The 17,732-nt window shown below is 71.6% G+C and carries 16 protein-coding genes; 7 read left to right on the plus strand and 9 right to left on the minus strand.

The annotated features are described in order from the left end of the window. Window positions 1-185 precede the first annotated feature (185 nt). The 5 genes from ACZ6O2_RS18155 to ACZ6O2_RS18175 are packed head-to-tail and all read right to left on the minus strand — an operon-like array spanning window position 186 to window position 4,830. Window positions 186-1,202, minus strand: coding sequence for a branched-chain amino acid ABC transporter permease (locus ACZ6O2_RS18155; protein ID WP_466023619.1), 1,017 nt, complete (start codon window positions 1,200-1,202; stop codon window positions 186-188). After that, the gene (locus tag ACZ6O2_RS18160) at window positions 1,199-2,080 is read right to left on the minus strand and encodes a branched-chain amino acid ABC transporter permease (RefSeq protein ID WP_350706200.1); all 882 of its coding nucleotides are present in this window, start codon (window positions 2,078-2,080) and stop codon (window positions 1,199-1,201) included. Before ACZ6O2_RS18160 ends, ACZ6O2_RS18155 begins: the two co-directional genes overlap by 4 nt. A 7-nt stretch (window positions 2,081-2,087) precedes the next feature. Beyond that, window positions 2,088-3,347 (minus strand): ABC transporter substrate-binding protein, encoded by a 1,260-nt coding sequence (locus ACZ6O2_RS18165; protein WP_466023620.1) that lies wholly within the window; start codon window positions 3,345-3,347, stop codon window positions 2,088-2,090. Window positions 3,348-3,389: 42 nt separating this feature from the next. Then, window positions 3,390-4,082 (minus strand): ABC transporter ATP-binding protein, encoded by a 693-nt coding sequence (locus ACZ6O2_RS18170; protein WP_350706204.1) that lies wholly within the window; start codon window positions 4,080-4,082, stop codon window positions 3,390-3,392. Next, complete coding sequence (locus tag ACZ6O2_RS18175; protein WP_466023621.1) at window positions 4,069-4,830, minus strand: ABC transporter ATP-binding protein; 762 nt, start codon at window positions 4,828-4,830, stop codon at window positions 4,069-4,071. The genes ACZ6O2_RS18170 and ACZ6O2_RS18175 overlap by 14 nt, the downstream gene beginning before the upstream one ends. 306 nt (window positions 4,831-5,136) lie before the next feature. Between ACZ6O2_RS18175 and ACZ6O2_RS18180 the strand changes: the two genes are divergently transcribed. Further along, complete coding sequence (locus tag ACZ6O2_RS18180; protein ID WP_466023622.1) at window positions 5,137-5,997, plus strand: SPFH domain-containing protein; 861 nt, start codon at window positions 5,137-5,139, stop codon at window positions 5,995-5,997. A 42-nt stretch (window positions 5,998-6,039) separates the two neighbouring features. Here ACZ6O2_RS18180 and ACZ6O2_RS18185 read toward each other — a convergent pair whose 3' ends face one another. Continuing rightward, window positions 6,040-7,077, minus strand: coding sequence for an aminotransferase class V-fold PLP-dependent enzyme (locus ACZ6O2_RS18185; protein WP_466023623.1), 1,038 nt, complete (start codon window positions 7,075-7,077; stop codon window positions 6,040-6,042). An 82-nt stretch (window positions 7,078-7,159) separates the two neighbouring features. Continuing rightward, complete coding sequence (gene dnaE / locus ACZ6O2_RS18190; protein ID WP_350706212.1) at window positions 7,160-10,690, minus strand: DNA polymerase III subunit alpha; 3,531 nt, start codon at window positions 10,688-10,690, stop codon at window positions 7,160-7,162. A 371-nt stretch (window positions 10,691-11,061) separates the two neighbouring features. On the opposite strand from dnaE, the gene ACZ6O2_RS18195 reads away from it, so the two are divergent. Both ACZ6O2_RS18195 and ACZ6O2_RS18200 read left to right on the plus strand, forming a co-directional pair. Next, window positions 11,062-11,403: a PadR family transcriptional regulator gene (locus ACZ6O2_RS18195; RefSeq protein WP_466023624.1), complete on the plus strand. Its 342-nt coding sequence runs from the start codon at window positions 11,062-11,064 to the stop codon at window positions 11,401-11,403. After that, window positions 11,400-12,350, plus strand: coding sequence for an HAAS signaling domain-containing protein (locus ACZ6O2_RS18200; RefSeq protein WP_350706216.1), 951 nt, complete (start codon window positions 11,400-11,402; stop codon window positions 12,348-12,350). The genes ACZ6O2_RS18195 and ACZ6O2_RS18200 overlap by 4 nt, the downstream gene beginning before the upstream one ends. A 45-nt stretch (window positions 12,351-12,395) precedes the next feature. Here the strand turns inward: ACZ6O2_RS18200 and ACZ6O2_RS18205 are convergent, their stop codons facing one another. Continuing rightward, window positions 12,396-12,608: a DUF397 domain-containing protein gene (locus tag ACZ6O2_RS18205; RefSeq protein ID WP_466023625.1), complete on the minus strand. Its 213-nt coding sequence runs from the start codon at window positions 12,606-12,608 to the stop codon at window positions 12,396-12,398. Next, window positions 12,599-13,405 carry a helix-turn-helix domain-containing protein gene (locus ACZ6O2_RS18210; RefSeq protein WP_466023626.1) on the minus strand — a complete coding sequence of 269 codons (807 nt, stop codon included), beginning with the start codon at window positions 13,403-13,405 and terminating at the stop codon, window positions 12,599-12,601. Before ACZ6O2_RS18210 ends, ACZ6O2_RS18205 begins: the two co-directional genes overlap by 10 nt. Before the next feature lie 255 nt (window positions 13,406-13,660). Between ACZ6O2_RS18210 and ACZ6O2_RS18215 the strand changes: the two genes are divergently transcribed. From ACZ6O2_RS18215 to ACZ6O2_RS18230, 4 genes are all read left to right on the plus strand, one after another. Then, entirely contained in the window at window positions 13,661-14,947 is a 1,287-nt protein-coding gene (locus ACZ6O2_RS18215; protein WP_466023627.1) for a sensor histidine kinase, read from the plus strand. 23 nt (window positions 14,948-14,970) lie between these two features. Continuing rightward, the gene (locus ACZ6O2_RS18220; protein ID WP_466023675.1) at window positions 14,971-15,690 is read left to right on the plus strand and encodes a response regulator; all 720 of its coding nucleotides are present in this window, start codon (window positions 14,971-14,973) and stop codon (window positions 15,688-15,690) included. A gap of 82 nt (window positions 15,691-15,772) precedes the next feature. Beyond that, on the plus strand, window positions 15,773-16,666 hold the full coding sequence (locus ACZ6O2_RS18225) for an ABC transporter ATP-binding protein (RefSeq protein ID WP_350706224.1): 894 nt from the start codon (window positions 15,773-15,775) through the stop codon (window positions 16,664-16,666). Continuing rightward, window positions 16,663-17,724: an ABC transporter permease gene (locus ACZ6O2_RS18230; protein WP_350706226.1), complete on the plus strand. Its 1,062-nt coding sequence runs from the start codon at window positions 16,663-16,665 to the stop codon at window positions 17,722-17,724. Before ACZ6O2_RS18225 ends, ACZ6O2_RS18230 begins: the two co-directional genes overlap by 4 nt. Window positions 17,725-17,732 lie beyond the last annotated feature (8 nt).

The raw sequence follows: 17,732 nt of genomic DNA on the forward strand, positions 1-17,732 counted from the left end.
CACAGACCGTGCAGGTGTCGGCGTACCCCGACCACTACGCCCAGTGGGAACAGCAGGCCGCCGACCTCGTCGCCAAGCACTGGAACAACTGACACCAGAGACAGACTTTCCACCACAAGGGGGAACGCTGGCCGGCACCCGACACGGGCGCCGGCCAGCGGCACATCTCCCACCACCGCGTGGGACTACCGACGGCGGGCGGCCAGCCAGCGCGTGGCCAGGGCGGCGACGCTGCCCCAGATACCGCGCCGGAACAGCAGCACGACGAGGACGAAGATGCCGCCGGTGACGAGACCGATCGCCTCGAACCCGGAGAACGACAGCCAGTCCTCCAGACGGACCACGATGCCCGCGCCGAGCACCCCGCCCCAGAGCGTGCCGATCCCGCCGAGCACCACCACGATGACGGCCTTACCGGAGGTGGTCCAGTGCAGCACCTCCAGGGAGACGAAGCGGTGCCCGACGGCGAACAGCCCGCCGCCGAGCCCGGCGATGAAGCCCGACAGCACGAACGCGGTCAGCTTGTAGCGGTGCACGGGGTAGCCGAGCGCGCGGGCCCGTGCCGGGTTGTCGCGGATGCCGACCAACACCCGGCCGAAGGGCGAGTGCACGATCCGCCAGGCGCCGGCCAGGCCGAGCAGCACGATCGGCAGGATCGCGTAGTAGAAGTAGTAGTCGTCGGTGAGGTCCAGCCCGAACAGCTCGCGGGGCACGCCCTGCAGGCCGTTCTCGCCCTGGGTCACCGAGCGCCACTCGTTGGCGATGTAGTAGACCATCTGCGCGAAGGCCAGCGTGACCATGGCGAAGTAGATGCCGGTCCGCTTGACCGCCAGGTAGCCGATCGGCACCGCGAGCACGGCCGCAGCGAGCGCCCCGGCCAGCACGGCCACCGGGAACGGCAGGCCGGCGTGGATGGCCACCAACCCGGTGACGTACGCGGAGGCGCCCCAGAAGGCCGCGTGCCCGAAGGACATCAGCCCGGTGAAGCCGAGCAGCAGGTCCACGGCGACGGCGAACAGCGCCCAGCAGAGGATGTCCACCGCCACCGCCGGGTAGAGCCCGTTGGGCAGCCAGAACGCCACCAGCAGCCCGACGGCGAGCAGCGCGTACCGGACCCAGCCGGGCGCCCGGGTCACGGCGACCAGCCCGGACTTCGGCGCCGGGCGGCCGGCGTCGGTCGTGGTGTCGACGGTGCTCGTCATGCCGGTGCCTCCTCACGTCCGAACAACCCGGCCGGGCGCCAGAGCAGCACGACGGCCATCACGATGAAGACGATCGTCTGCGACACGATCGGGAAGTCGGACAGGTACGCCTCGCCCCACGCCTGCACCAGGCCGATGCCGAAGCCGGCGGCGACGGACCCGAAGATCGAGCCCAGCCCGCCGATCACCACCACCGCGAAGACCACGATGACCAGGTCGGCACCCATCAGCGGGTTCACCGCCCGCATCGGCGCGGCGAGCACGCCGGCCAGCCCGGCAAGCCCGATGCCGAAGCCGAAGACCGGGGTGACCCAGCGTCCGACGTTGATGCCGAACGCACGGGTCAGCTCGGGGCGCTCGGTCGACGCCCGGACCACCATGCCGATCCGGGTGCGGGTCAGCACCCACCAGACGCCGACGCAGACGGCGATCGCGAAGCCGAGGATGAAGACCCGGTAGGTGGGGAAGTCGAAGAGCCCGAAGTCGACCGACCCGCTCAGCGCGGACGGGGTCTCGTACGGGCTGGACTGCACGCCGTAGCGGAGCTTCACCAGGTCCTGCAGGATCAGCGTGAGGCCGAAGGTGAGCAGGAAGTTGTAGAGCGGGTCGAGCCGGGTGAGCCGGTGGATGAACGCCCGCTCCAGTGCCATGCCGAGCAGGGCGAGGCCCACCGGCATGATCACCAGCGCCGCCCAGAACGGCACGCCCGCTTCGCTGAGCAGGACGTACGCGCCGAACGCGCCGAGCATGTAGAACGCCCCGTGGGCGAAGTTGACCACCCGCAGCATCCCGAAGATGACCGCGAGCCCGAGGGCGAGCAGGGCGTAGAACGCCCCGCTCACCAACCCGTTGAACGTGTTCTGCAGGAAGCCGGTCATCGGCTCGTCACATCTTGCACGCCGACGACGGCGCGGCGAACGCCTCGGCGGCGGGGATGGTCTCGAGTACCTTGACGTAGTCCCACGGCTCGGTGACCTCGGACTGCGGCTTCACCTGGGCCAGGTACGCGTCGTGCACGACCCGGTGGTCCTCGGCGCGGAACTTGCCGTTGCGCAGGAAGACGTCGTTGACCTCCTTGCCCTCCAGAGCCTTGACGATCGCGTCGGCGTCGTCGGTGCCGGCGGCCTGCGCGGCCTCCAGGTACTGCGTCGCGGCGGAGTAGTTGGCCGCGTGCGCGAAGGACGGCCGGGTGCCGGTCTCCTTCTGGAACCGGTCGGCGAACTCGCGGTTCTGCTGGTCGAAGTTCCAGTACCAGGCGTCGGTGTAGGTGGTGCCGGCGAGCGCGGCCGGGGTGAGCGAGTGGATGTCGGTGATGAACATCAGGCCGACCGCCAGCCCGACGCCCTTGTCCCGCAGCTTGAACTCGTTGTACTGCTTGACCACGTTGACCAGCTCCGCGCCGGCCTGCATGGTGCCGAGCACCTGCGGCTTCGGGTTGAGCGTCGGCGCCTTCAGCAGGAAGGTGGAGAAGTCGCCGCTGGTGTTCGGGAACGGCGCCCCGTCCTTGCCGACGACCTGCCCGCCGGCGGCGGTGATGGCGGCGGAGAAGCTCTTCTCCATGTCCTGCCCGAAGGCGTAGTTCGGGTAGAGGATGTACCAGTTCTTGCCGACCTGCTGGGTGGTGACCTTGCCGGTTCCGTTGGCCAGCATGTACGTGTCGTACGCGTAGTGGAACGTGTACTTGTTGCAGCTCTTGCCGGTCAGGTCGGTGGTCGCCGCGCCGATGTTGAAGTAGAGCTTCTTCTTCGCCTTCGCCACGTCGGCCACCCGCAGCGCCGCCGACGAGGTGGGCACGTCGAGGATCAGGTCGACACCCTGGCGGTCGTACATCTCCTGGGCCTTGCTGTTGGCGACGTCCGGCTTGTTCTGGTGGTCGGCGGTCTCCACGGTGATGTCCTTCGTCACCGCCTTGTCGCCGTGCTTCGCCTTGAAGTCGGCGATGGCCATCTCGACGGCCTTGACCGAGTTCTTGCCGGACAGCTCCGAGTACGCGCCCGACTGGTCGTTCAGCACGCCCAGCACGATCTTGCCCCCGGTCAGCTTCTGGTCCCCGCCCGACTGGGGACCACCGCCGCCGCAGCCGGCGACCAGCACCATCGCCGCCGCCGACGCGGCGGCCACACCCACCGTCCTACGCATGCTCATCCCTCCACCCCCGCGCGGCGCGCGGGTCGTCGAAATCGAAAATCAGATGCCGAGGTACGACAGCAGCTCGCGTTCCCGCGACTGCACCTCGGAGTTGTCCATCGCCTCCGCGATGCGCCCCTCGGCCAGCAGGTAGTGCCGGTCGGCGACGCCGGTGGCGAAGTGCAGGTTCTGCTCGACCAGCAGCACGGTCACCCCGTGCCGCTTGGCCTCGCGCAGGAGGTCGCCGACCTGCTGCACGAGCAGCGGCGAGAGCCCCTCGGTCGGTTCGTCGCAGAGCAGCAGCCGGGCGCCCATCCGCAGCACGCGGGCGAGGGCGAGCATCTGCTGTTCGCCGCCGGAGAGCATGGTGGCGGCCGAGTCCCGTCGCTCGTAGAGGGCGGGGAACGCCTCGTACACCCGCTCCAGCGGCCACGGGTCGGGGCCGACCGTCGGCGGCAGGGTGAGGTTCTCCGTGACGCTCAGCGTGGCGTAGCTGCCCCGGTCGTCGGGAACCCAGCCGAGCCCCAGCCGCGCCCGCCGGTGCGCGGGCAGCTTCCCGACGTCCCGACCGTCCAGCTCCACGGTGCCGCGCTGGCCGGTGTGCAGGCCCATCACGCAGCGCAGCAGGGTGGACTTGCCGGCCCCGTTGCGCCCGACGAGGGTGACCACCTCGCCGGCGGAGACGTCCAGGCTGACGTCCCGCAGCACCTGCGCCTCGCCGTACCAGGCGGACAGGTTCTCAATGCGCAGCATCAGCGGCTCCCAGGTATGCGGTGATCACGCGCTCGTCGGCGCGGACCTGCTCGTACGGGCCCTCGACGAGGACCTTGCCGGCCTGCAGGACGGTGACGGTGTCGGCGAGCCGCCCGACCACGCTCATGTTGTGCTCGACCATCACCACGGTCCGGCCCTGCCGGACGCGCGCGATCAGGTCGACGGTGCGGTCGACGTCCTCCAGGCCCATGCCCGCGGTCGGCTCGTCGAGCAGCAGCACCCTCGGGTCCAGCGCGAGGGCGATGGCCAGCTCCAGCGCCCGCTTGCGCCCGTACGCCAGCGCCTCTGCGGGGGCCTCGGCCAGCTCGGCCAGCCCCACCATGTCGAGCAGTTCGATGGCCCGGTCGGTGTAGCGGCGCATCAGCTTCGCCGAACGCCAGAACCGCCAACCCAGCCCGCTCGGGCTCTGCAACGCCAGTTCGACGTGCTCCCGCGCGGACAGCTGCGGGAAGAGGCTGGTGATCTGGAACGACCGGGCCACGCCGAGCCGAGCGACCTGCTCGGGCGGCAGCCCGGTGACGTCGCGGCCGGCCAGCTCGATCCGGCCGCCGCTGGGCTGTAGGAACCCGGTCAGCAGGTTGAAGAGGGTGGTCTTCCCGGCGCCGTTCGGGCCGACGAGCGCGTGCACGCTGTCCGCCGCGATGTCGAGGTCGACGCCGTCGACCGCCCGGAAGCCCCGGAAGTCGCGGGTCAGCCCACGAGCCGACAGGAGCGCTTGCCCGGCCATCGCCTACTCCTCCGTAGGTGTCGCGACGGCCGGGTCGGTGACCGTGGTCACATGGCCGTCGCGTGCTGGAAACCTACGGCGGCACCAGAGGTCGAGCTATGTCGATGGGAGCCATATTCCGGGGCGGCTGGCCGTGCGGGACCTCCACCTCCCACCCGACAGCCCCGCCGGTTAGCATCGACGATTCTCACTGTCCAGCCCGACGCTTACCACCGGCATGTGGACGGCCCACGGCCACTACCTCCGCACCGTCTTGACCGGCGGCCCTAGTGTCATGGGCCTCCTCCCGCGAAAGGTGCCGAGCGAATGCCCTTCGGCTTCACTGTTGCGATCATCTTCGCCGCCGGTCTGGCGATCTCCGGCGCGCTCGCGCTCGGCGCTCGCGCCAGCTCGATGAAGCGACCCGCCACCCTGGCGGCGCTCGGCTGCCTCGTCGGCGTGGTGGTGTTCGTCGTCGGCTCCAGCGCCCACTCCGTGCCGATCCGCTCGGTCGGCATCGTCACCAGCTTCGGCAAGCCGACGGGCAAGGTCACCGGCTCCGGCCTGAAATGGGTCGCCCCGTGGCAGAAGGTCGGCGAGTGGGACGCCGGCCGGCAGAAGTACGACCACATCGGCGGCGAGAACTGCGTCCGGGTCCGCACCGGCACGCTCGCCGACGCCTGCGTCGAGGTGCTCGTCGAGTGGCAGGTCAGGCCGGAGAACGCGCCGAAGCAGTTCATGGACTACAAGGGCGACTTCGACAGCTTCCGGGGTCAGCGGGTGGGCGTCCAGCTCGACAGCGCCGTCAACGACGCCTTCGCCACGTACAACCCGCTGGAGAAGATCGACGCGAACACCGGCAACCTGAACGTGGACCTGAAGCCCTTCGCCGAGAGCATCAAGGCCAGCGCGGAGACGCGGCTCTCCAGCGACGTCGACATCCTGTCGGTCACGATCACCCGGGTCAACCACGACGACAAGACCGAGGGCAACATCAAGGCCTTCCAGGACAAGCTCGCCCAGACCCGGAACCTGGAGCAGGACCGGAAGAACGCCGCCATCCAGAAGCAGATCACCGAGACGAACGCGAAGGTCGACAAGGTGTCGCGGTGCCTGGAGATCGCCGAGCGCAACGGCAGCAACCCCGGGCTCTGCATCAACCCCGGGATCATCACCGGCGCCAAGTGACGGCCCGACGGCGCTGACCCGCCCCGGTGGACCCGCCCCGGTTCAGCCGGTGAGCGCGTCCAGGGCGAGGTCGACGTCGTCCTGGGTGGAATAGATGTGGAAGGACGCGCGGACCCGGCCGGCGCGGACCGCCGCCCGGACGCCGGCCCGCTCCAGCCGCTGCGCCGCGTCGGGCACCTCCACCGTGACGATGGCGCTCTCCCCCGGCGGGCGGTCCAGCCCGGCGAGGAACCGGTTGGCCAACGCGACGTCGTGCGCGTGCACGGCGGGCACGCCGATCTCGGCGATCAACTCCAGTGCGGGGGCCGTGCCGACCCAGCTGAACCAGGCCGGCGAGATGTCGAACCGGCGGGCGTCGTCGGCCAGTCGCAGCGGCGGGCCGTAGTAGGAGGCGTGCGGGTCGCTGCCCGCGTACCAGCCGGCGGCGTCGGGGCGCAGCCGCTCGCGCAGCTCAGGGGCGAGGTAGGCGAAGGCGGAGCCGCGCGGCGCCATCAGCCACTTGTACGCGCCGACCGCGACCACGTCGGCTCGGCTCGCGTCGAACGGCAGCCAGCCGCACGCCTGGGTGGCGTCCACCGCGACGAGCGCGCCGTGCGCACGGGCCGCCGCGACGATGTCGTCGTACGCGGCGATCGTGCCGTCGGCGGACTGCACCAGGCTGAACGCGACCAGGTCGGTGCCGGCGTCGATCGCGTCGGCCAGCCCGGCCGGCGGCACGGTGCGCACCTGGACGCCCCGCTCGGCCTGCACCAGCCAGGGGAAGAGGTTGGAGGTGAACTCGACCTCCGGCACCACCACGGTCGCGCCGGCGGGCAGCGCGGCGGCGACCGGGGCCAGCAACTGGGAGACGGTGCTGCCGACCGTGACGTCGGCGGCCGGCACGCCGACCAGGCCGGCGAAGGCGGCCCGGGACCGGTGCGTCGACTCTCCCCAGCCCTCCCACGACGTGCGCCCGACGCGCCAGTCGGCCAGCGCCGCCTGCACCGCGTCCCACACCGGGTCGGGCGGCAGCCCGTAGCTGGCGGTGTTCAGCCAGCCCGGCTGCGGCCGCCACAGCTTCTGCGCCTGTGTGATCTCCACACCGCCGACGCTAGTCACCCGCGGCGCGTACCGGGACGGCCAATCCGGCGCTCGCGGCCCCGGCGCCGGGGCCCTGGCGGCGTCAGCTCACGTTGGCGGGGCCGAGGACACTCTTCAGGTCGCCCATCAGCGCGGTGGTGGCCGCCACCCGGAACGGGCCGAGCCGCAGCGTGGTGACCTTGCTGCCGTTGAGCAGCTTCACGTGCACCTCGGTGTCGCCCGGGTGCAGCACCAGGGTCTCCTTGAGCCGCTCCACCAGCGGAGGCGTGCACCGGGTCACCGGGATGGTGAGGGTGATCGGCTTGCTCGCCGGGTTGCTGCTGATGTCGGGCATGGACATGTCCATCGCCATGATGCGCGGGGTGTCGTCGCGCCGGTCCACCCGCCCCTTGACCACCACGATGGCGTCCTCGGCGATGTACTGCCCGATCACCTCGTAGGTGTTGGGGAAGAACAACGCCTCCACGCCGCCCGCCAGGTCCTCCAGGGTGGCCGAGGCCCAGGCCCGGCCCTGCTTGGTGACCCGGCGCTGCACGCCGGAGAGGATGCCGGCGAGGGTCACCACCGCCCCGTCCGGGACGGTGCCCTCCTCCGACAGGGCGGCGATCGTGCAGTCGGCCGCCGCGCCGAGGACGTGCTCCAGGCCGAAGAGCGGGTGGTCGGAGACGTAGAGACCGAGCATCTCGCGTTCGAAGGCGAGCTTGTCGCGCTTGTCCCACTCCCCCTCGCCGATCACCGGCATCACGGTGGTGCTGCTGGTCTCCGCGTCGCCGAAGCCGGCGCCGAAGAGGTCGTACTGGCCGACGGCCTCCTTGCGCTTGACATCGGCGTACGCGTCAATGGCCTCCGCGTGCACCGCGAGCAGCGCCTTGCGGGAGTGCTTGAGCGAGTCGAACGCCCCGGCCTTGATCAGCGATTCGATGGTCTTCTTGTTGCAGACCACCGCGTCGACCTTCGACAGGAAGTCGTAGAAGTCGGCGTAGTCGCCCTTCTCCTCCCGGCAGCGCATGATCGCGGCGACCACGTTCGCCCCGACGTTGCGTACCGCGCCGAGGCCGAACCGGATCTCCTTGCCGACGGGGGTGAACGGCCCGGCGGAGGTGTTCACGTCCGGGGGCAGCACCTGGATGCGCATCCGGCGGCACTCCGAGAGGTAGAGCGCCATCTTGTCCTTGTCGTCGCCGACGGAGGTGAGCAGCGCCGCCATGTACTCGGCCGGGTAGTGCGCCTTCAGGTACGCGGTCCAGTACGACACCAGGCCGTACGCCGCCGAGTGCGCCTTGTTGAAGGCGTAGCCGGCGAACGGGACCAGCACGTCCCAGACCTTCTGGATCGCCTCGTCCGAGTAGCCCCGTTCCCGGCAACCGTCCCGGAACGGGATGAACTCCTTGTCGAGGATCTCCTTCTTCTTCTTGCCCATCGCCCGCCGCAGCAGGTCGGCCTGGCCGAGGGTGTAGCCGGCGAGGATCTGCGCGGCGCGCTGCACCTGCTCCTGGTACACGATCAGGCCGTAGGTGGGCGCGAGGATCTCCCGCAGCGGCTCCTCCAGCTCCGGGTGGATCGGGGTGATCTCCTGGAGGCCGTTCTTGCGCAGCGCGTAGTTGGTGTGCGAGTCCACGCCCATCGGGCCTGGTCGGTACAGGGCGAGGACGGCGGAGATGTCCTCGAAGTTGTCCGGCTTCATCATCCGCAACAGGGAGCGCATCGGCCCGCCGTCGAGCTGGAACACGCCCAGGGTGTCGCCCCGGGCCAGCAGCTCGTACGCGGCCTTGTCGTCCAGCGGCAACCCGAGCAGGTCCAGCTCCTTGCCGTGGTTGAGCTGGATGTTCTTCACCGCGTCGTCGATGATGGTCAGGTTGCGCAGGCCGAGGAAGTCCATCTTCAACAGCCCGAGCGACTCGCACGTCGGGTAGTCGAACTGGGTGATGATGACCCCGTCGGAGTCCCGGCGCATCAGCGGGATGTGGTCGATGATCGGCTCGGCGGACATGATGACGCCGGCGGCGTGCACGCCGGTCTGCCGGATCAGTCCCTCGATGCCACGGGCGGTGTCGATGACCTTCTTGACGTCCGGCTCGGCCTCGTACATGCCCCGGATCTCGCCGGCCTCGGCGTACCGGGGGTGCTTGGGGTCGAAGATGCCCTCCAGGGGGATGTCCTTGCCCATCACCGCCGGGGGCATCGCCTTGGTGATCCGGTCGCCGACCGCGTACGGGTAGCCGAGTACCCGGGCCGAGTCCTTGATCGCGGCCTTCGCCTTGATGGTGCCGAAGGTGGCGATCTGGGCGACCTTGTCCTCGCCCCACTTGTCGGTGACGTACTTGATGACCTCGCCGCGCCGGCGCTCGTCGAAGTCGATGTCGACATCCGGCATCGAGACGCGCTCGGGGTTGAGGAACCGCTCGAAGATCAGGCCGTGCGGGATCGGGTCGAGGTCGGTGATGCCCAGCGCGTACGCCACCAGCGAGCCGGCGGCCGAACCGCGGCCGGGGCCCACGGCGATGCCCTGGCTCTTGGCCCACTGGATGAAGTCGGCGACCACGAGGAAGTACGACGGGAAGCCCATCTGGATGATGACGCCCAGCTCGTACTCGGCCTGCGCGACGTGGCCCTCGGGGATGCCGCCGGGGTAGCGCCGGGCCAGCCCGGCGAAGGTCTCCTTGCGGAACCAGGACTCCTCGGTCTCCCCCTCCGGGATCGGGAAGCGCGGCATCAGGTTGTGGAACTCGAACATCCCGGTGGGGTCGACCTTCTCGGCCACCAGCAGGGTGTTGCGGCAGCCCTCCAGCCAGAGGTCGGAGCTGTCGACGGCGCGCATCTCGTCGGCGGACTTGATGTAGTAGCCGCTGCCGTCGAACCGGAACCGGTTCGGGTCGGCGACGTTCGCCGCCGTCTGCACGCAGAGCAGCACGTCGTGCGCCTCGGCCTGGGCTTCGTGGGTGTAGTGCGAGTCGTTGGTCACTACCGGCGGGATGTCCAGCTTGCGGGAGATGTCGTGCAGCTCCTGGCGGACCCGGCGCTCGATGCTGATGCCGTGGTCCATGACTTCCAGGAAGTAGTTCTCCTTGCCGAAGATCTCCTGGTACCTCGCGGCGGCCTTGAGCGCCTCGTCGTACTGGCCCAGGCGCAGCCGGGTCTGCACCTCCCCGGAGGGGCAGCCGGTGGTCGCCATCAACCCGTCGGCGTTCTCGGCGAGCAGTTCCGCGTCCATCCGCGGCCACTTGACGAAGAACCCCTCCGTGTACGACCGGCTGGTCAGCTTGAAGAGGTTGTGCAGACCGGTCTTGTTCCGCGCCCAGATGGTCATGTGGGTGTAGCCGCCGCTGCCGGAGACGTCGTCGCTCTTCTGCTCCGGCCTGCCCCAGCGCACCCGCTGCTTGTGGAAGCGTGATTCCGGCGCCACGTACGCCTCGATGCCGAGGATCGGCTTGACCCCGGCGGCCATCGCCTGCTTGTAGAAGTCGTTCGCGCCGTGCATGTTGCCGTGGTCGGTCATCGCCACCGCCGGCATGCCCTGCCGCTTGACCTCGGCGAAGAGGTCCTTCAGGCGGGCCGCCCCGTCGAGCATCGAGTACTCCGTGTGCACGTGCAGATGCGCGAACGAATCGCCCATGCGTGGCGCCCCCCGGGTCGGATCATGGGATGGTCGAGGTCGGTCGGCCTACCCTATCGCCGCCGGAAGAGGCCGCTCCAGACGCCGCGCGGGGCCGAGCGGGCGGGGTGTTCTGGATCTCTCCGGCCGCGTGTCGACGAGGTCGCCCCGGCTGCCGGGCGGGACGTGATCCGCACGGCCGACGAAGGCACCCGGCACGGCCGGGTCGACCACACCTTCCGGGAGCGTCGGTCCCGCCGAGCAAAAAGGTTCACCGACGGCGCGGACCCCGCGGGGTCCGCGCCGTCCGTATTGCCGAAACATACTGATGGAGGCTCGCACGATGATGTAGCGCTGGACGATAGTGTGTGGCACACAGTATGGTGTGACACATGGTTAGCGACGAGATCCTGCGGACGCACCTCCAGGAGTTGCGTCGGGGCACCGTGGTGGTGGCGAGCCTCGTCGCCCTGCGGCGCCCCGACTACGGCTACGCGCTGCTGCAACGCCTCTCCGGCCACGGCTTCCCGGTCGACGCCAACACGCTCTATCCGCTGCTGCGGCGGCTGGAGGAGCAGGGGCTGCTGACCAGCGAGTGGAACACCGAGGAGCGCCGGCCGCGCAAGTTCTACCGGACCAGCGAGGAGGGCGAGTCGGTGCTGGGCCGGCTCCTCGCCGACCTCGCCGCAGTGCAGACCTCTTTGACCGGGCTGATCGAAGGAGCCGACCGATGACTTCCCTGACCGACCGCTACCTCGCCGCGACCCTGCGCTCGGTGCCGGTCGCGCGCCGCGAGGAGATCGCCACCGAGCTGCGCGCCTCGATCGAGGACATGGTCGAGGGCCGCACGACCGGCGGGCAGGACGGCACCGCCGCCGAGCGGGAGGTGCTCACCGAGTTGGGCGACCCGGCGCGGCTCGCCGCCCGCTACTCCGACCGCCGGTTGCAGCTCATCGGGCCGACCTACTACCTGGCCTGGGAGCGGCTGCTGAAGCTGCTGCTCAGCTTCGTGCCGGCGACGGCCGGCGTGATCGTCGGCCTGCTGGCGGCAACCGACGGCGAGAACGCCGGCGGGGCCGTCGGCGAGGGCGTCACCACCGCCCTCACGGTGGCCCTCCAGATCGCCTTCTGGGTCACCCTGGTCTTCGCGGTGCTGGAGCGCACCAGGACTCCCCTGCACCTGCCCGACTGGAGCGTCGACCAGCTCCCGGAGGGCCCGGGCGACCGACAGATCACCCTGACCGACACCGCCGCCTCGATCGGCTTCCTGGCGATCTTCATCGCCTACCTGCCGATGCAGCACTTCCGGTCGTTCGTCCCCGCCGACGGTGACGGCAACCTGCCGATCCTCGACCCGGCGCTGTGGAGCTTCTGGCTGCCGGTCCTGATCGCCGTGCTGGTCGCCACCGTGGGCCTGGAGATCGCCAAGTACCGGGCCGGGCGCTGGACCTGGCCGCTGGTCGCGGCGAATGCAGTGCTCGACCTGGCCTTCGCGGTGCCGGTGGTCTGGCTGATGTCGACCGACCGGCTGCTCAACCCCGACCTCGTGGCCCGCTTCGAGTGGCTCGGCGAGGGCGAGAACCTGAACACCGTCGCCACCATCGTGGTCGCCGGCACGGCGCTGATCGTGCTCTGGGACGTCGCCGAGAGCGTGGTCAAGGCGCTGCGCGACCGCCGCTGACCCGACCACGCCACGCGGCCCGGCACGCCCCGGCGTGCCGGGCCGTCAGCCGTGACGAGCGGGCCGGAGGGCGCCGGCGGTGGCCGCGGCGAGGAAGCCGGTCCAGGCCGCGGGGCCGAAGGCCAGCACCGGTCCCCCACGGTCCTTGCTGTCGCGTACGCCCACCACGCCGGCCAGGTTCGTCGCCACCTCGACACAGGTGGACCCGCCGTTGTCGCTGCGGGTGGACTTCCGCCAGATCGCGCCGGTCAGGTCCATGACTCCGCCACCTCCGCGAGGAGCTCCCGGGACGCCCGGCGGGGCAACGCCTCGCCCCGCAGGCTCTCCCACCTGCGTTGCAGGCTATCAATGTCGTCGGAGCGGTCGCTCACGTGCGCGCGCAGCGGGGTGTCCACGTGCGCCACCTCGCCGCCCTCGGGGGTGCGGGCCAGGATGAACGCGCCGGCCAGCCCGGCGTGCATGCCGACGTCGGCGGGCACCACGTGCAGGTCGACGTGCGGCGACCCGGTGACCGCGAGCAGGTGGGCGAACTGCTCGGCCATCACCTTCCGGTCGCCGATCTGCCGGCGCAGCACCGACTCGTCCATGACGAAGACGACCTCCGGCGGGGCCTCCCGGGTCAACACCGCCTGGCGGGACAGCCGGGAGGTCACCCGCTGTTCCACCTCGACCTCGCGGAGCATCCCGCCGCCGGTGAGCACCGCGCGCGCGTACGCCTCGGTCTGGAGCAGGCCGGGAATCAGCGACGGCTCGAACCAGCGGATCAGCGTCGCCTCCGCCTCCACCGAGATCCACTCCCGCAGCCAGGGCGGGGCGGCGTCGGCCCGGACGAGGGTGAGCAGCCGCTCGAAGAAGCCCTCGGACTCCAGCGCCGCGTCGACCCGGCCGACGAAGTCCTGCGACGGGGTCCGCTGGCCGATCTCCACCATGCCGACCAGCGAGGACGAGTAGTTGATCCGCTGGGCCAGCTCCTCCTGGCTCAGCCCCCGGTCGCGCCGCGCCCGGCGCAACTCGCCGCCGAGGAACTCCAACGTGGACACCTGCCCGACGCCCATCACACCTCCACCACAGCCCAGCCGATCACCGTCGGCGCCCGCACCGGCGCCGTGCCCGCCGGCACCCCCGGCCGGCGGCCCCGTCGGCGCCTTCCGACCGTAGTCGCCGCAGCAGCAGAGTGTGAACAGGCGCGACGGAGGAGGTCGACACGGACAGGGGCGCGGATCGCGTACCCCGGCTGCGCGGCGACCGCACGTGGCCGCCCGGCAGGGTGCCTGGCCGACGCCGACCGGCGGGATGGAATCCTGACCAGGGTGAACACCGTGACGGACGACGACTGGCGGCGGCCGGGCCCCACCCCGGAACAGCGGCGGTACGACGTCTACGTCGGGCTGGCCACGGTCGTCCTGGCGCTGGTCAGCCTCACCCTCGCCCGCAGCACCGGGGCCTTCCTGCTGGGGCCGCCGCCCTCCGGGCCGGAGCAGGTCTTCTGGACCGTCGCGGTGACGCTGCCGGTGATCTGGCGACGCCGCTTCCCCGCCACCACCCTCCTGGTCGTCTCGGTCGCGTTCGTCGCCGCGCAGGCGCGCTCCGCCCCGGAGTCGCAGCTCTCCTCCTGGGCGCTCTTCGCGGCCCTCTACTCGCTCGGCGCCTGGGGGCCGGACCGCCGGCTGGCCCGCCGGCTGCGGATCGGCGTCATCGCCACCATGTTCGCGTGGCTGGGGATCTACTACGCGGTCACCATCGACAGGATCCCGGCCGACGCGTTCGACCGCGCGGTCGGGCCGGTGCCCCCCGTGCTCGCCGCGATAGTGAACGGGGTGCTGGTCAACGGCCTCTTCTTCGGGTTCGCGTACTTCTTCGGGGAGACCGCGTGGCTGGCCGCCCGCCGGCAGCACGAGGTGCAGGCGCGGGCCGAGGAGCTGCGCCGCTCGCAGGCCGAGGTCCGTGAGCACGCGGTGGTGGGCGAGCGGGTCCGCATCGCCCGGGAGCTGCACGACGTGGTCGCCCACCACGTGTCGGTGATGGGCGTGCAGGCGTCCGCCGCCCGCCGGGTGCTCGACAAGGACCCGGCGAAGGCCCGCACGGCGCTGGGCGCGATCGAGGAGACGGCCCGTACGGCGGTGGACGAGCTGCGCCGGATGCTCGGCCTGCTCCGCGCCCGCGACGACCGCCCGGACCGCGCGGACGAGCCGGGACCCGCCGCGATCGACCAGGTCACGGCCGTGGTCGACCGGGCCCGCGAGGCCGGCCTGCGGGCCACCCTGGGGGTGTACGGGGACCGGGTGCCGCTGCCGGAGTCGGTCTCCCAGGCCGTGTACCGGGTCGTCCAGGAGGCCGTGACGAACGCGCTCAAGCACGCCGCCGGGGCGACCGCACTCGACGTGCGGATCCGCTACCTGGCGCACGAGGTGGAGGTGGACGTGACCGACGACGGACGGGCCACCCGCCCCGCGAACGCCGACGGGCTGGGCCTCGTCGGGATGCGCGAGCGGGTCGCCACCCACGGCGGGGCGCTGGAGGTCGGCCCGCGGGCCGGCGGTGGCTGGCGGGTGCGGGCCCGGTTCCCGCTGCCGGTCGCGGCGGGGCGTCCGGCGTGAGCGCCGACCGCGAGGTGCCCGGCGTGGGCGCCGACCGCGAGGCGCCCGACGCCGACCGGCCGGTGCGCGTGCTGCTCGCCGACGACCAGCACCTGGTCCGCACCGGCTTCCGGGTCATCCTCGAGGTGGAGGACGACATCGAGGTGGTCGGGGAGGCCGCCGACGGGGAACGCGCCGTCGGCATGACCCGGGCGTTGTGCCCGGACGTGGTGCTGATGGACGTGGAGATGCCCGGGGTCGACGGGCTGGAGGCCACCCGGCGGATCACGGCCGAGCAGGACGAGCCGGGCGGGCCGGCCGTGCTGATCCTCACCACCTTCGACCGGGACGACTACCTGTTCGCCGCGCTGCGCGCCGGGGCCAGCGGCTTCCTGCTCAAGAACGGCACCCCGGAGGCGCTGGTCGAGGCGATCCGGGTGCTCGCCCGGGGCGACGGCCTGCTCGCCCCGGAACTCACCCGGCGGGTGATCGCCACCTTCGCCCGCCCCGGCGACCCCGCCGGGCGGGGCGGCGCGCGGATGCCTCCCGAGGCGGCGCTGCGCGACCTGACGCCCCGCGAACGGGAGGTCCTGGTCCTGGTCGCCGGGGGTGCCAGCAACGCCGAGATCGCCGCGGAGCTGCACCTGGGCGAGGCGACGGTGAAGACGCACGTCAGCCGGGTGCTGGCCAAGCTCGGCCTGCGCGACCGGGTGCAGGCGGTGGTCTTCGCGTACGAACACGGGGTGGTGCGGCCCGGCGGCTGACCCGCCTCCGCCGCGCGGGGGACCTGCCCGCTCAGCCTCCGGGCGGACGGCGGCGGGCAGCGGACGATCTAGCGTGACCGCCGTGACCAGTGTGCTCCGTCTCGACGGCGTCGACCGCAGCTTCGGCGACCGTCGGGTGCTCCAGAACGTCTCCTTCGACGTGGCGGCCGGCCGGATGACCGGTTTCGTCGGCGGCAACGGCGCCGGCAAGACCACCTCCATGCGGATCATCCTGGGGGTGCTCGCCCCGGACGCCGGGGAGGTCAGCTGGCAGGGCGCTCCGCTGACCCGGGAGGTCCGCCGCCGCTTCGGCTACATGCCGGAGGAACGCGGCCTCTATCCGAAGATGAGCGTCCGGGAACAGGTGGCCTACCTGGGCCGGCTGCACGGCATGACGGCCGACGCGGCACGGCGCGGCACGGACGCGCTGTTGGAGCGGGTCGGGCTCGCCGAGCGCGGCGACGACCTGCTGGAGACGCTGTCGCTGGGCAACCAGCAGCGCGCGCAGATCGCCGCCGCGCTGGTGCACGACCCCGAGGTGCTGGTGCTCGACGAGCCGTTCTCCGGCCTCGATCCGCTGGCCGTGGACACGGTCGTGGCGGTCCTGCGGGAGCGGGCCGCCACGGGCGTGCCCGTGCTCTTCTCCAGCCACCAGCTCGACGTCGTGGAGCGGCTCTGCGACGACCTGGTGATCATCGCGGGCGGCGTGATCCGCGCCGCCGGCAGCCGGGAGCAGCTGCGCGCGACGTACACGGTGCCCCGGTTCGAGCTGGTGGTGGAGACCGACGCCGGTTGGTTGCGGGACCAGCCCGGGGTGACCCTGGTCGACCTGGACGGCGCCCGCGCCGTGTTCGACCTCGCGCCCGGCGCGGACGAGCAGGCGGTGCTGCACGCGGCGCTGGCCCGCGGCCCGGTGCGCGCGTTCCGCCCGGTCAGCCCGTCCCTCACCGAGATCTTCCGGGAGGTCGCGCAGTGAACACCTGGCAGGCCACCCGGCTGGTCGCCGCCCGGGAGATCCGGGTCAAGCTGCGCGACCGCACCTTCCTGATCAGCACCCTGTTCTTCCTGCTGATCGCCGCCGCCGCGACCATCCTGCCGCCGCTGCTCTCCGGCGGCCCGTCGAGCGTGGCGGTGACCGAGGCGGCGGCCGGCCCGCTGCGCGAGGCGGGGCTGGAGGTGCGGCTGGCGCCCGACGACCACGCCGCCGAGCAGGCCGTCCGCGACGGCGACGTGGACGCCGCCGTGGTCTCCGGGCCGGCGGTGCTGGCCATGGACGAGGCCCCCGACGACGTGGTCGCGGCGCTGAGCACGCAGCCCCCGGTGCGGCTGCTGGACCCCGACGCGGTGGACCCGGTGGTGGCCTTCCTGGTGCCGTTCGCCTTCGCGTTCGTCTTCTTCGTCACCTCGCAGACCTTCGGCGTGCAGATCGCGCAGAGCATCATCGAGGAGAAGCAGACCCGGATCGTGGAGATCCTGGTGGCCGCGGTGCCGGTCCGGGCGTTGCTGGCCGGCAAGATGGTCGCCGGCACCCTGCTGGCCCTCGGGCAGATCGCCCTGGTCGCCCTGGTCGCCGTGGTGGGTGTGCAGTTCGGCGACAGCGGGGGGCTGCTCTCGCTGCTGGCCCCGGCGATCGGCTGGTTCGTGCCGTTCTTCCTGCTCGGCTTCGTGCTGGTCGCGGCCATGTGGGCGGCGGCCGGGGCGCTGGTCAACCGCCAGGAGGACATCGCCGGCGTGTCGATGCCGGTGCAGCTCGCGGTCATGCTGCCGTTCTTCGCGGTGATCTTCCTGAACGACAACGCGACCGCCATGCGGGTGCTGTCCTACCTGCCGTTCTCCGCGCCCACGGCGATGCCGTTGCGGCTGTTCACCGGGGACGCGGCCGGCTGGGAGCCGCTGCTGTCGCTGGTCCTGCTGCTGGTCGCGGCCGCCGCGCTCGTCGCGGCGGGGGCCCGGGTGTACGAGGGCTCGCTGCTGCGCACCAACGGCCGCACCTCGGTCCGGACGGCGTGGCGGTCGCGCGAGACGGTGGGCTGAGGGTGTCG

This window comes from Micromonospora sp. NPDC048040 (assembly GCF_055587185.1).

Coding starts and splice junctions, on each gene's coding strand:
- ACZ6O2_RS18155 (WP_466023619.1), bottom strand. CDS start 1,202: ATGACGAGCACCGTCGACACCACGACCGACGCCGGCCGCCCGGCGCCG.
- ACZ6O2_RS18160 (WP_350706200.1), bottom strand. CDS start 2,080: ATGACCGGCTTCCTGCAGAACACGTTCAACGGGTTGGTGAGCGGGGCG.
- ACZ6O2_RS18165 (WP_466023620.1), bottom strand. CDS start 3,347: ATGAGCATGCGTAGGACGGTGGGTGTGGCCGCCGCGTCGGCGGCGGCG.
- ACZ6O2_RS18170 (WP_350706204.1), bottom strand. CDS start 4,082: ATGCTGCGCATTGAGAACCTGTCCGCCTGGTACGGCGAGGCGCAGGTG.
- ACZ6O2_RS18175 (WP_466023621.1), bottom strand. CDS start 4,830: ATGGCCGGGCAAGCGCTCCTGTCGGCTCGTGGGCTGACCCGCGACTTC.
- ACZ6O2_RS18180 (WP_466023622.1), top strand. CDS start 5,137: ATGCCCTTCGGCTTCACTGTTGCGATCATCTTCGCCGCCGGTCTGGCG.
- dnaE (WP_350706212.1), bottom strand. CDS start 10,690: ATGGGCGATTCGTTCGCGCATCTGCACGTGCACACGGAGTACTCGATG.
- ACZ6O2_RS18195 (WP_466023624.1), top strand. CDS start 11,062: ATGGTTAGCGACGAGATCCTGCGGACGCACCTCCAGGAGTTGCGTCGG.
- ACZ6O2_RS18200 (WP_350706216.1), top strand. CDS start 11,400: ATGACTTCCCTGACCGACCGCTACCTCGCCGCGACCCTGCGCTCGGTG.
- ACZ6O2_RS18205 (WP_466023625.1), bottom strand. CDS start 12,608: ATGGACCTGACCGGCGCGATCTGGCGGAAGTCCACCCGCAGCGACAAC.
- ACZ6O2_RS18210 (WP_466023626.1), bottom strand. CDS start 13,405: ATGGGCGTCGGGCAGGTGTCCACGTTGGAGTTCCTCGGCGGCGAGTTG.